At 58.0% G+C, this 12914-nt stretch carries 8 protein-coding genes; 1 reads left to right on the forward strand and 7 read right to left on the reverse strand.

Annotated features, from left to right (window positions below; all coding sequences use genetic code 11):
• The first annotated feature begins 135 nt into the window (after positions 1–135).
• Positions 136–690: a manganese efflux pump MntP gene (locus E6C55_RS32155; protein ID WP_136373933.1), complete on the forward strand. Its 555-nt coding sequence runs from the start codon at positions 136–138 to the stop codon at positions 688–690.
• A 48-nt stretch (positions 691–738) separates the two neighbouring features.
• On the opposite strand, the gene E6C55_RS32160 is transcribed toward E6C55_RS32155, so the two are convergent.
• The 7 genes from E6C55_RS32160 to E6C55_RS32190 all read right to left on the reverse strand — a co-directional run bounded on the left by E6C55_RS32160 (position 739) and on the right by E6C55_RS32190 (position 12716).
• Positions 739–3009: an AraC family transcriptional regulator gene (locus tag E6C55_RS32160; protein ID WP_168735993.1), complete on the reverse strand. Its 2271-nt coding sequence runs from the start codon at positions 3007–3009 to the stop codon at positions 739–741.
• A gap of 85 nt (positions 3010–3094) precedes the next feature.
• Positions 3095–4708 carry an extracellular solute-binding protein gene (locus E6C55_RS32165; protein WP_136373935.1) on the reverse strand — a complete coding sequence of 538 codons (1614 nt, stop codon included), beginning with the start codon at positions 4706–4708 and terminating at the stop codon, positions 3095–3097.
• 95 nt (positions 4709–4803) lie between these two features.
• Complete coding sequence (locus E6C55_RS32170) at positions 4804–5697, reverse strand: carbohydrate ABC transporter permease (RefSeq protein WP_136373936.1); 894 nt, start codon at positions 5695–5697, stop codon at positions 4804–4806.
• A 12-nt stretch (positions 5698–5709) separates the two neighbouring features.
• The gene (locus tag E6C55_RS32175) at positions 5710–6636 is read right to left on the reverse strand and encodes an ABC transporter permease (RefSeq protein WP_136373937.1); all 927 of its coding nucleotides are present in this window, start codon (positions 6634–6636) and stop codon (positions 5710–5712) included.
• A gap of 1289 nt (positions 6637–7925) precedes the next feature.
• Entirely contained in the window at positions 7926–8978 is a 1053-nt protein-coding gene (locus tag E6C55_RS32180) for an NAD(P)/FAD-dependent oxidoreductase (RefSeq protein WP_136373938.1), read from the reverse strand.
• Positions 8979–8993: 15 nt separating this feature from the next.
• Positions 8994–10919 (reverse strand): AraC family transcriptional regulator, encoded by a 1926-nt coding sequence (locus E6C55_RS32185; RefSeq protein ID WP_136373939.1) that lies wholly within the window; start codon positions 10917–10919, stop codon positions 8994–8996.
• A 102-nt stretch (positions 10920–11021) separates the two neighbouring features.
• Positions 11022–12716: a methyl-accepting chemotaxis protein gene (locus tag E6C55_RS32190; RefSeq protein ID WP_136373940.1), complete on the reverse strand. Its 1695-nt coding sequence runs from the start codon at positions 12714–12716 to the stop codon at positions 11022–11024.
• Positions 12717–12914: the final 198 nt, after the last annotated feature.

Here is a 12914-nt window from a genome sequence, read left to right on the forward strand (position 1 = left end):
GCCGGAAAGTCCAGTCCCTTTTTGATTTTCAAAGAACGAAGTACTGGGAATTTGGCGACCGATTCCCAGCCCCCTCGGGGGCTGGGAACTAGCCTTCAAGTGCTTTCAAAACATACTATACGAGGGGATAAGCTCATGGACGCGTTCATTGCCTGGATCGTGACTCTGTCGCTCGGTCTCGATGCGCTTATTGTGTCCGCCTCGATCGGATTAAGGGAAGCGCCGAGGGACAAGTGGAGAATCGCCTTCACGTTCGCCGCCGCCGAGTCCCTTATGCCGATAGCCGGCATCGTTATCGGCGGCGCGCTGGGCCGCGCCTTCGCCGGAGCGGTATCCGTCATCGGGGCGGTCATGCTGATCGGCGTGGCGATTTATTTCCTGTTCTTCGACCGGGATGACGACGAGCAGGAAGCATTCGGCAGCTCACTCGTCGGTTGGCCGCTGCTCGCGGCGGCCATCGGCGTCAGCCTGGACGAGCTGGCCGTCGGACTGTCCGCAGGCCTTCTGCAAGCGCCTATCGTCCTCACGATCCTGTTGATCGCGGCCCAATCGTTCGTCTTCTCGACGCTCGGCGTCACCTTCGGAGCCAAGCTGAAGCCCTGCCTCGGCGAGTTCGCCGAGAAAGCGTCCGGCCTTATTCTCGGCGGCATGGGCGTATGGATGCTCCTCGAGAGCCTGGGCGCGGTATGATTCGGGCCTCGGTCAGCGCCCCTCCCCCTGCACCCCCACCCCTTGGAATCATAAAGCCTCGCCGTCCGTTCCGCCGTCCTCGTCCCCGGCGTTCTTCCGATAATCGGTCGGCGTGAGGCCGTAATGCTTCTTGAACATCCGATAGAAGTAGGAAGAGTTCGTGAACCCGGTCCGCTCGGCGATCTCCGCGACGGAATAGTGCGTCTGCTGCAGCAGCTCGAGCGAACGCTCCATCCGGACCGTGTTGATGGCGTCGACAATCGCCTTGAACGCGATCTGCTTGTAGATGCGGCCGACATAACTCGGCGACATGTCCAGCTCTTCCGCGACCCAGTTAAGGGACAGGTTCGGGTTCGAATAATGGCGGGCGATCAGCTCGTTGATGCGCTTGATCAGATCCTCATGGCGCATGCTCCGCTTCTCGACGAGCTTCTCCTGAATCTCGCCCATCACGCCGTGGAAGAAGTCGTTGACCTCCTCCAGCGTCTCGAACCGCTCCATCGCCGGCATCGCCCATTCGGGGCTGTGATCGAATTCGAACGAATGGTTCCGCTGCATGATCCGCATGATGCTGACGAGCTTCAGAATCAGATGCGAGATGACGGACTGCAGCACAACGATCGGATAACGGGACGCTTCCCCGACGATCTGCTCGTACTGGACGCGCGCTTCCTCCAGCTTCCCGGACATCATCGCTTCAATCAGCTTCTTCTCCCGCTCCTCCGGATAGGCGTAATCCTTGGTCGGAGCGACGAGAACGTCCTGCGCCCGGATGATGGACCGATGGCCCTTGAGCATCCGGTACTGCGAAGCTTCCTTCACCTTCTTGAACACGGCATGCAGATGAAGCACCTGGTTGTCGGGCTCCGAGTACGCGATCGTGACGCCGATACGCAGATGCTCCTCGACCGCCTTCTGAATCTGGGCAAGCAGCGATTGCAGGTAAATCTCATCCGCCTGCTCCGGAGAGAACGGGCACCCAAGCAGCAGCAGCGCGCTGTCCCCTTCAAGGTCGATCGTCTCGATCGGATACGCCTGGGAAGCAAGCTCCGAGCCGATGTTCAGAATCGCATACTTGTATACGCGCAGATCGCTCTCCCGCGACTCGGCGAACTGCTTAAACCGGTCGATCTTCAGCAGTACAAGCCGATATTCCTGATTGAAGTCGAAGCCGATGCCGAAGGCGGCCAGCCGCTCCCGCAGCGTCTTCGGATTGATCGCTTCGCGCCCCAGCATGAGATTCCGCAGGAAGTCCTGCCGGATCGTGTAGAGGCTGTTCCTCTTCTCGACCTCAAGCATCTTCATCCGGTTCGCCATCCGGTCGATCGGAACGTACAGCCTGCGGGACAAGTACCAGGAGAGCAGCAGGCCTGCGGCCAGAATAATCGCGGCAATGCCGATCGTTGTCCGCTGGATGCCCTGCACCTCGCGGGTGACGAGCGCATACGGCGTGCTCCGGACGTACCGCCATTCGAGCGGATCGGGCTCCGTATACGAGATAAGCGACTTCTCTCCATTGACTTTATCGACGAAGTAACCGGAATCCGAATCGGCCACGATGCGCTGCAGAATCGGAAGCGAATCCTCCCGCGACGTTCCCGGAACGGGCTCGTCGCCGGACAGCAACCGCCCGCGATTGTCGATGATGAACGACTTGCCGACGCTGCCGTCCGCGTGATTGCCGATGTCCTTGTTGATCCACTGCGCCTTGATGTTGACGATGACCGCCGAGTTCACAACCTTCGGGGCGCCGATCGCATCATAGCACAAATAAGAATAGACCGCTTCCTGCTTCCCGGATTCCGCGTCGACGAGCAGCGTGCGCGGAATCGGAGTGAACGGCTTGTAATCCTTGTAGTGACTTAAGAGCTGGAGAATCTCCTTGTCGAGCATCTGATTCGTCTCGATCATGCCGTTCTGTCCCTGGTTGGCGGAGATGTACATGTATTCGGATTTGGGATTGTACACGTAGATGGATTCGATATATGTCATCGAGAGCAGGTAGTTCTGCAGCTCGGCCATGGCGGCGACGACATCGTAGATGTTCGGGTCCGAGTAGAACATCAGCTTCGACACGTTCAGGTTCCGGTAGATCTGGAAGGATAACGACTGGGCGCTGTCGGTCATGCCGACGACCTCGCGGCTCGTCTGCGTGAGCGTGGCGAGGTCGGAGCGGTACACCTGCCCCAGAGCGATCCGGTTGAAGAACACGAGCAGAATCGTCGATGTGAGCGTAAGCGTAACTACCGTGCAGAGCACGATACCCAGGAACAGCTTGGTGTACAGACTGCGATTCTCTCCCGTTCTCGCGACCGCCATGCGAATCCCCCTTCCTGCACAGGTCTCCCCGACAAACGGACAGAACGGCTCCGGCGCCATTGGAGACGCCGGAGCACTTCCCGTATTACTGGATTCCCTTCTCCGACGTGTAGGCGAGCCATTGCGTCTTGTACGCTTCCTGCACCTTCTGCAGGCCGGCCTTGTTCGCCTTCTCCATCGCCGTCTTGACGCCTTCTTCCACGTTCTTCACGAGACCGGCGTAGAGCGGATAGAAGTATTGCTTCTCGACCTGCTCGAGCGCGGCGCGTTCCGCCTGATAGGAGGAATAATCTTCGGCGAAGCCCGTGAACAGGTCCGGCTTGGCGATCTTGTCGAGCTCGTCGAAGATCGCCTTCACGCCGTCGTAGCTCTTGTCGAACAGCATGTACTCCGGATTGCGCCATGCCCAGCCCTGCATGCCTTCGCGCGGGAAGCCGTTGCTCGTCGCGTCGCCGACCATCTTGTAATAGCCGTCCTCAATCGTATAATGAGTCCCTTCGATGCCGTACTCGGTCAATTGGTTGTAGCGCTTGTCGGTCACCATCTTCTCGTAGAACGCAAGCGCGCGTTCGGCGTTCTTGCTGTTCTTCGGCACCGCGAAGCCGTTGTGGATCGGATGAACCGGCGTCGCGAAGCCGCGCGTCTCGGCGAACGGCGTGTAGCCGAGCTCCCAGTCCGGATGCGTCGATTGCATCTTCATCTTCGTGTCGTTGTAGCGGGTCGGGTTGTCTCCGAGCATCGCGGCCGCCTTGCCGGTCGTGATCGGGTCCTGCATCGTATCCTGTACGTTAAGAACGTTCTTCGCGAAGAAGCCTTTTTCCTGCCAGCGCTGGATAACCTTCAGATCATTGATCTGCTCGTCGGACCCCCAGTAGGAGTAGACGTCGTTCGGGCTGCTGTACTTGATGCCGATGCCGTAGGGAAGCGGACCGCCTACCGTGTCGTCGTTGATCTCGCGGAACACGTCCATCATGTTGCCCTTGACGTCCGCATTCATCGAGAGCGGCTGGATGCCCGGCTCGTTCTTCTTGATGCCGTCCAGGTATTCCTCGAACGAGGCGATGTCCTTCGGCACCGGGAGGTCGTACTTCTTGCGCAGGTCCTCGCGATAGACGAAGCCGTTGTTGACGTACTCCTTGTACGTGGCGGGAACCGTATAGATGTGCCCGTCGATCTTGACCGCGTCCCACATGTCCTGCGGAACGAATTCATAGAGCGTTGGAGATGCCTTCGGCAGCAGGTCCTCCAGGGCGAGGAACGCTCCGCTCTTCGCGTACGATTGGTATTGCGTCCAATCCGCCGTGAAGATCAGGTCCACGTCTTGACCGGAGGAGAGCAGCAGCTTGTACTTCTGATCCCAATTCGTCCACGTCGTGAAGTTGAACTTCACCGTAGCGTTAAGCTCCTTCTCGCTCATCTCGTTGATTTTCTTCTCGATCGCCGAGAGGTCCTTCGGTTCGCCGCCGAGCATGTAGAACTGCAAGGTGACGTGCTCGGACGTATCGATTCCGGCCGGAGTCTCCGAAGGAGCCGCGCTGGCGGATTCGCTTGCCGGAGCGCTCGCCGACGGGCTGGCTGCGGATTCGCTCGGACTTGGGCTTGCGGAACCTCCATTATTGTTGCTGCTGCAAGCCGATAACGCCGACGCCAGGATGAAGCTCGACAGGATGACCGCAGACGCCTTGCTTCTGGTAACCATTCGAATCCTCCCTTTTTCCCCATAATCTTACTTTATGTTAGCCGCACGGAACCCGCAAGAGCGGGCTCTGCCGCGGTTCTAACCGTGCTTCGCGCTTACCCCTTGACGGCCCCGATCGTCAGCCCCTTGACGAAGTAGCGTTGAACGAACGGATAGAGCAGCAGAATCGGACCGGTGACGATAAGCGACATTGCCATCTTCGTCGTCTCGGTCGGGATGTCTCCGCCAAGCGAGACGCCGGAGCCCGCTCCCATCTGCGTAATGAAGGCGATCGTGTTGATAATGTTATATAGATAGAATTGGAGCTGGTACAGCTTCGGATCATTGATGAAGAGCGACGAGAGGAACCAATCGTTCCAGTACGCGAGGGCGAGGAACAGCCCGACGGTCGCGATGCCCGGCATCGACAACTGGAGCACGATCCGGTAATAGATCTTGAAGTCGTTCGCCCCGTCGAGCTTGGCCGATTCGGTCACTTCGTCGGGAACGGCCGACCGAACGAAATTCTTCATCAGAATGATGAGGAACGGCGTCATGAGCCCCGGGAAGATCAGCACCGTATACGTGTCGACAAGATCGAGATACTTCGTGAGCAGCATGTACCACGGCACGAGACCGCCGCCGAACAGCGTCGTGAAGTAGATCAGGAAGGAGAAAACATTCCGGTACTTGAAGTCCTTGCGCTGAAGCACGTAGCCGGCCATCGTGATGAGGAACAAGCCGAGCAGCGTGCCGACGACGGTCGTCGTGACCGTCACCCCGTACGCCTTGAGCACCGGATCGGGCGCCTTCAGGATCAGGTTGTAGCCGCCGAGCGACAGCTTCTTCGGAATGAGATGATACCCGTCCCGAATGATCGACTCGTTGTCGGTGAAGGACGCGGAGACAATAAGCAGGAATGGGAAAAGACAGGCGAGCGACGTGAGGAGGATCACCGCGTAGGCGATGAACTTGAACAGGCCCGTGTATTTGTCGTCTTTGATCTTCATCGGTTCTCCTCCTCAGAACAAGGCGTAGTCCTCGTTGATTCTGCGAATGATCGTATTGACGACCATGATCAGCACGAAGCCGAATATCGATTGGTACAGGCCGGCGGCGGACGCCATCCCCATGTCGAACGTCACCTTGAGCGACCGGTAGACATACGTGTCCAGAATGTCCGTCGTGTTGTACAGAATTCCGTTGTTGCCGATAAGCTGATAGAACAGGTCGAACTGCCCCTTCATGATGCTGCCGAGCGCGAACAGAAGCAGCACGATAAACGTGGACTTCAGCATCGGGACCGTGATGAAGCGCGCTCTCTGGAAGATGTTCGCCCCGTCGATCTTCGCCGCCTCGTAATACTCGTCGCTGATGCCGGTGATCGCCGCGAGGTAGATGACCATGCTGTAGCCGATGTTCTTCCACAGATAGAACACCGGAATCAGAATGACCCACAGCCACGGCGTGTTGTACACGTCCACCTCGCTCATTCCGAAGCCGCGAAGCGTCGTGTTCAGGAAGCCGCTCTCGTAATTGAACACGTTGTACACGATAACGCTCAGGATAACGAACGAGACGAAGTAAGGAAGGAACAGAATCGACTGCGTCAGCTTCTTGAACCACTTCAACTGAATCTCGCTGAGCAGCACCGCGCAGACAATCGCAAGCACATTGCTGCTGACGATGAACACCAGGTTGTAGCCGAGCGTATTGAACGTCAGCTTGCTCAGAATGCCCGATTGCCACAGGAACCGGAAGTTCTCGAGTCCGATGAATTCGCTGTTAAACAGGCTGCGGTTGAAGTCGAAGCGCACGAAGGCATAGTAGATGCCGACCATCGGGGCGTAATTGTTAATGAGGAAAAACGCCAGCACCGGCAGCAGCATCAGGAACAATACGCGATTTTTGATCAGTTCATAAATAATGCCTTTTCTGCGGATAAGCATGACCGCAATAGCGCCTCCTTCACCCTATCGTCTACTCTGTTCTCTACTCTGTCGTCGATCCGCCGCCGAACCGTTCATGAATTCCGTCCGATTCCGCTTGCGCTTCCCGACGACTTCAGTCTAGTCGGGCCCTCCCCGCCCGGATAGAGAAAGCTGGCGCGAAACTATGAACTATCGCGCTGTGCGACGGGTGAACGATTGCGCGATTTGTGAAAATATCGGCGTTAACGCGCCGTTCATCCCTGTTCACACTGCATAAATGCTGAAGGGACAACAAAGACCCGCCAGGGATGATCGCGCCCGACGGTTCTTGCGGATTTGGAGGTTGCGGGTTTGGAGGTTGCGGGTTTGGAGAATAGACGGAACTTCGCGCCGCCCGTTTGGCGATTTTATGTGTTTTTTCACATTCGTCGGCTTGGATTTGGGGCAATCGAGGCGTTTTATATGATTTAATACGAAAATTAACCCCCGCTAATGGCGGTCTGTACCGGATTTAGACAGAAAAGTCCCACCACCGTCTAGCACCGTCCCGACGCGGTCGGCATGTTGGTGAGTTGGCGAGTCGGCGAGTTTATTTCTATATTATGGTGGATAGAGTCGCTATCCCCCTTCTGAACCCTTATGCCTCTTCTCCCCTTGGATCAGGAACCTCCGCTTGCCGATCATGCCCTTGGGTCTTAGGACAGCCCATTCCCTTTGCACCTCCTTATCCTGAACGAAAGGGAGAAGAGACCTAATGCCGCCAGAGGGAATAGACGCCTGGGGAGTTGGAAGCGATGCCGGGCGGGATGGCAAGTGGAACGAACAGTCGATAGGCGGGTTTCCCGCTCATCTCCCTCTCCAACTGCCTCTTCGGAGCTTCGTTGTACGGGTTTCTCTACTTACTCCGCTCCTCCTGCCTCTCCGCAGTTGGCTTTTCATCACTGCGGATGGCCGTATACGGCAAATTTTCATGGTAGGGGGTGACAACACTCATGTTGTCATAGTTGTTTTTAGCATACATGCGGCATCGCGGACCGGAATTTCCTCTATGAATGCGGTTTTTCGCATATAATTGGGCAAAGTACCCGTTCTTGGGCTGGGCCAATGTGATTTTTCGCATAAAATGCGGCTGCCAGCGGCGGGAGGGGCATGGAGTTCGGAGGAGAAGCATCGGTTTAGGAGGTGGAGCATCGAGTTCGAAGGCGGGGCATCGGTTTAGGAGTAGGAGCATCGAGTTCGGAGGCGGGGCCGCATAGAAAAATCCGGGCGTCTTGGCGGACGCCCGGAGTTCGGCTAAGTCGAGGCTGTTATTGCTTGTAGAGATGCTTCTGAAGCTCCCGGTTCTTGCGCGAGAACAGGTCGTTATGGGAAGACACGGTGCCCCACGCCCTGGCGTCCGGCTCGATGAACTGCTTCGCCCGATTCACGGCGTTGGCGGCGTCCTGGAACGCTCCCGCGATGAGATGGAGCTTGCCGGGATGGTGCAGAATATCGCCTGCGGCATACAAGCCCGGCACCGATGTCTCGCTCATCGGCGTGCCGGCGATGCCGTATTCGTCCTGCATGGCGATGTCCAGCCCGCTGTTCTCGAGCAAGTCCTTGTCGCGGTCGAAGCCGTGGCTGACGATCACTTCGTCCACGGACAGCTCCAAGCTCGCTTCCTCGCCCTGACGGTTCAGCACGACTTGGGCGATTCGATCCCGTTCCGGCGAAGCGATCAGCTTGCCGATCGTCGTATGGAACAAACATTCGACCGAGCTGTGCAGCAGCCGATGAATCGTTGCCTCGTGGCCGCTGAACGTATCCTTGCGATGCGTCAGGACGACCCTCTCCGCAATCGGCTCCAGCTCAAGCGCCCACTCGAGCGCCGAATTCCCTCCGCCCGAGATCAGGACGGTCTTCCCGGCGAAGCGATGAAGCGACTTCACCGTGTAGCTCAGGTTGGTCAATTCGAAGCGCTCGGCGCCTTCGATGTCCAGCTTGGTCGGCTTCAGGATTCCGTAGCCGACGGCCAGAATAACCGTCCTGGAGCGATGCGTCTCGCCGGAGGACGTGCGAAGGAGGAAGAGTCCCTCTTCATCCTTCGACAACCCGACCACCTTCTGGCCAAGCACCACTTCCGGCTCGAAGGTCAATCCCTGCGCCACAAGCTGCTCGATCAACCGCTCTCCCGAGACGGGCGTCAGCCCTCCGATATCCCAGATCATTTTCTCCGCGTAGACGTGGACCTTCCCGCCCAGCACGGGCTGATACTCGATCAGCTTCGTCGTCATCTGCCGCAGGCCGCTGTAGAAGGCAGCGAACAGGCCGGCCGGACCTCCGCCGACTATCGTAACATCGACCGCTTCATCCCTCTGCATCGCATCCACTCCCGACTACTTGCCCGCGACCTGGAGCAGCCAGTCCGCCAAGCCTTGAATCTGCCCGTCCACCGCGATCGGGTCCCGGTACCAAGACTGATTCTCCGTCCACAGGTAGGTGCGGTTGTTCTTGATGGCCGGCAGATTGCCCCAGAGCGGATCGGCCTGCAGGTCGGCAAGGCTCGCCTCCGTCGTCAGAACGAGATAGTCGCCCGTGTAGTCCGTCAGCTTCTCCAAGGAGAATTCGGCGTACGAGTCGGTCAGCATCTCCTGCGGAATCGCCGCGGGATGGTCGAGACCGAGAATCTCGTACAGAATCCGACCGCCCCGTCCGGACTTCGGCCCGAACAGGAATACCGTTCCGTCGTACTCCTGCATGACGGAGATCGTCTCGCCCGGAGCGACAGCCGCCTGCACCTGATCGCGCAGCCCGGCGACCCGCTGGTCGAAGTCCGCGATCCAAGCTTCGGCTTCGTCCTTCTTGTCCAGAATATCGCCGAAATAACGCATCTCTTCCTGAATCGAAGGGAAGCTGTTGTACGGAATCGAGATAGTCGGCGCAATCTTGTTATATTGCTCGAGCACCTCCGGCTTGGGGCTGATCGTCAGGATCAGATCCGGAGCCGTCTCCAGCAGCATCTCCATCGAGTCGCCGACATCGACGATGCCGTCCAGCTTGCCGGCGAGATAAGGACTGTTCATCAGAAAAGTCTCCGAGGCGATCGGAGTTACATCCAGCGCAAGCACCGTTCCCAAGTAGGAGATGGCCGCCACCCGCTGCGGATGCGCCGGAATCTCGACGTCCCCGTATGCCGTCGTTATCGTTCTCGTCTCCGTGGCGGCTGCCGTCTCCGCCTGCGGGCCGCTCGCCGCCGGAATGCTCCCGGACGCCTGGCCTCCCGCGGAACCGTTGTTGTTCGATGCCCCGCAAGCGGATAAGATCATCGTTAAACCTAACAGAATCATTGCGGATACCTTGCCTTTGTACGTGCTCATGCTACTCTCCCCATCCTGAATGTATTGAGAATGAATCTCATTTCCATTCAGATGATACCCTACCGGATGGGGCAGAACAATGGAGAGATCTGTCCGGTTCATTGGATTATTCGAAACTTCGGTTCCATAACGTTTGCGATATTCGCCGGGGGTCATGCCCACATTCTTCTTGAACACGCGGCTAAAATACATCAGATCCGGGTAGCCGACATGCGAAGCGACCTCCTGCAAGGTGGCGGAAGTACGAATCAGCAGCTCGCGTGCTCCTTCCATCCGGAGTGCGATGATGTACTCCATCGGGCTCCGCCCCGTCTGCTCCTTGAACTTCTTCGCTATATATTGCGCGCTGTAGCTTAACTGCTGCGCCAACTGCTCCAAGGAGATCGGCTGGCGGTAATGCCTGGCCAAGTAGCGAACGACTTGCTCGGACAAGGAAGGCAAGCTGTCCCGTTCCGTTCTCATCTTCAAGATCGTGTAGACGAAGCGGATAAAGTCCCCCTTGATCCGCAGACGATCGACTCCGTCGCCCGCTTGCCGCCAGTCGCCTTGCATCGTCCGCGCAAGCTCAAGCAGCTCCAGCGGCTCGGATGGAACAAGCCCCCACGTCTCCTGGAACGGGTTGTCGCTCTGCATCGCCATATGGAATTCCCGCAGGGAGGAAGCCGGCAGCGTTGCCTTATACAGAATCAGGTAGAGCTCGACGAAGCCGTCCGTTCGAACCGTCACGCGCCTTCCCTTGCCTGTGTGCAGCAGGTAGAAGCGCTCGATCAACCTGACATCGTCTTCCACCCATAGCTCTCCCTGCCCGTGCGCGGCGAACAGGAAGGCGCTTGCCGGGGTCAAGTATCGGTACAGCTCGTCCCCGCGCTCGACCCGGATATGCCGCACATCGAGCACCCGGACCATCACCTGGTTCCACAACTGAATATGTTCTCTTAGAGCCATCGTCAACCGCCTGTCTAATAGAGATAACTGGCTCTATTGTAGGTGATAATGATTATCACTGTCTACATGGCGGACGTGCATAACGGTCAAATATATGGCGTCTTACAGCTTAAAGCGATTGACGAGCGATTCCAGATCCCCGGCGATGCTCGCCAGTTGTCCGGACGACACCTGCAGCTCCTCGCTGGCGGCAAGCTGCTCTTCGGTCGCGGCGCTCACCTGCTGCGCTCTGCCCGCAGTCTGCACCGCAAGGTGGCTCATGCTGTCGATCGAAGCGGCGACCTGTTCGGAGCTTGCGGACAACTGCTGCGCGGCGGCGGCCGTCTCTTGGGTGCGAACCGTGACCAGCTCGGTCGCCCCGACGATCGAATCGAAGATCAGCTCCGCCTGCTTGACGCTCTCCGAGCTGTCGCGCACGCCGCTCATGCCGGCGCTCACCGCGCGGACAACGGAGCCCGTCCCCGTCTGGATCGCTTGAATGAGTTCGATAATATCCTTGGACGACTCGTCCGTCTGGGCGGCGAGCATGCGGACTTCCTCCGCCACGACGGCGAAGCCCTTGCCGTGCTGCCCCGCATGGGCCGCTTCGATCGCCGCATTCAGCGAGAGCAGGTTCGTCCGGGCGGCGATATCCCCGATCAAGGTCGAGATCGCGCCGATCTTCTCTGTGTGCCCTTCCAGCTTCCGGATCGTCTCCTCCGCCTGCTCCAGCGTCTCGCACAGCTCGTCCATCTTAAGCGATACGCGTTGAATAGTTCCCGAGCCTTCCAGCGCAACTCCCGCCGATTCCTTAGAGAGCTCGGCCACCTCGGCCGTATTCTCCGCAATCCGCTGGACGCCGGTTGCCATCTCTTCGATGACCGTGCTGCATTCGCTCGCGAATTGAACCTGATGGTCGGAGCCGCCGGCTACTTGCTCGATCGCTTCCGTCACGCTCTTCGCCGAGCCGGCGTTCGCTTCGGCTCTCCCGTTCAACTGCCGCGACGACTCCGCCACCGACAGCGAGGAAGCCTGCATCTGCTTGACGGACAGCCGCAACTGCTCCAGCATCGTGTTGACGGCCTTGATCATAAGGCCGAATTCATCGCGCCGCTTCGCCTTGATCGCCGGAACGGTCAGATCCCCGTTCGCCATCCGGTTCAGCGCCTGCGTGGACGCCCGGAGCGGATTCGTAATGTTGCGAATAAGCAAGCAAGCGAACAGCGCGTTAACAAGAAGCGCCAAGCCCCCGATGATGCTGAATTGCCTCAGCGAGCCATGGTACAGCTTCTCGGCTTCTTTGGTGCTTAGCACGGCCCCGTTGTGATCGAACATCACCATCATTTTGAGCAAGCTGCGCATGTTGTTGAAGTATTGAACGGCGCCAAGCGTCGCCTGCTCCTCCTCCTCCGTCCCCGGAGTCGTCGCGGCAATCTTCTCGTACGCCTTCTTGAACATCGACCAGTTATTCTGCAGGCTGGAGTAATTAAGCTGCCGATCCTCTTCATCGCCCAGCGTCTTCCCGTAGGTCGACATGCTCTGCTCGATGTTCATGATGAGCGTATCGCGGGTCGCGACGAGCCGCTTCCGCTCGTCGGCGTTGTCCGTCAGCTTCAATTGGTAATTGTTCGTCAAGTACTGCTCGACGAATTGGCTGATCGTATTGATCGTCTCGATGCCGAGCATCCACTTGTTCGTCACCTCGGCCGAGGACGATTGGATCTGGCGAAGCTTCGCGATGCCGTCCCAGCCGATCAAACCCGTAAAAAGCAGAATTACGACGAAAGCGCCCAACAATTTATTGCGAACGGACCACATAACATCGCCCCCCTTGCCCTGCTGCTCCAGGATTGGACAAGTATAATATGGCGGCGGCCTCTCAACAATATTGTTGACGCGACTTTGTCATTTTATATAACACAGCATTTCCACATTTGTCCTCTTGCACGATGAGGCTTGGAACTTCCATCCAGGCAAGCGTTGCCATTGAGCATTAGGCGCCCCCTCCTGCATACG

The sequence above is a fragment of the Cohnella fermenti genome (genome assembly GCF_004801405.1).
Taxonomy (GTDB): domain Bacteria; phylum Bacillota; class Bacilli; order Paenibacillales; family Paenibacillaceae; genus Cohnella; species Cohnella fermenti.

Coding starts and splice junctions, on each gene's coding strand:
- E6C55_RS32155 (WP_136373933.1), top strand. CDS start 136: ATGGACGCGTTCATTGCCTGGATCGTGACTCTGTCGCTCGGTCTCGAT.
- E6C55_RS32160 (WP_168735993.1), bottom strand. CDS start 3,009: ATGGCGGTCGCGAGAACGGGAGAGAATCGCAGTCTGTACACCAAGCTG.
- E6C55_RS32165 (WP_136373935.1), bottom strand. CDS start 4,708: ATGGTTACCAGAAGCAAGGCGTCTGCGGTCATCCTGTCGAGCTTCATC.
- E6C55_RS32170 (WP_136373936.1), bottom strand. CDS start 5,697: ATGAAGATCAAAGACGACAAATACACGGGCCTGTTCAAGTTCATCGCC.
- E6C55_RS32175 (WP_136373937.1), bottom strand. CDS start 6,636: ATGCTTATCCGCAGAAAAGGCATTATTTATGAACTGATCAAAAATCGC.
- E6C55_RS32180 (WP_136373938.1), bottom strand. CDS start 8,978: ATGCAGAGGGATGAAGCGGTCGATGTTACGATAGTCGGCGGAGGTCCG.
- E6C55_RS32185 (WP_136373939.1), bottom strand. CDS start 10,919: ATGGCTCTAAGAGAACATATTCAGTTGTGGAACCAGGTGATGGTCCGG.
- E6C55_RS32190 (WP_136373940.1), bottom strand. CDS start 12,716: ATGTGGTCCGTTCGCAATAAATTGTTGGGCGCTTTCGTCGTAATTCTG.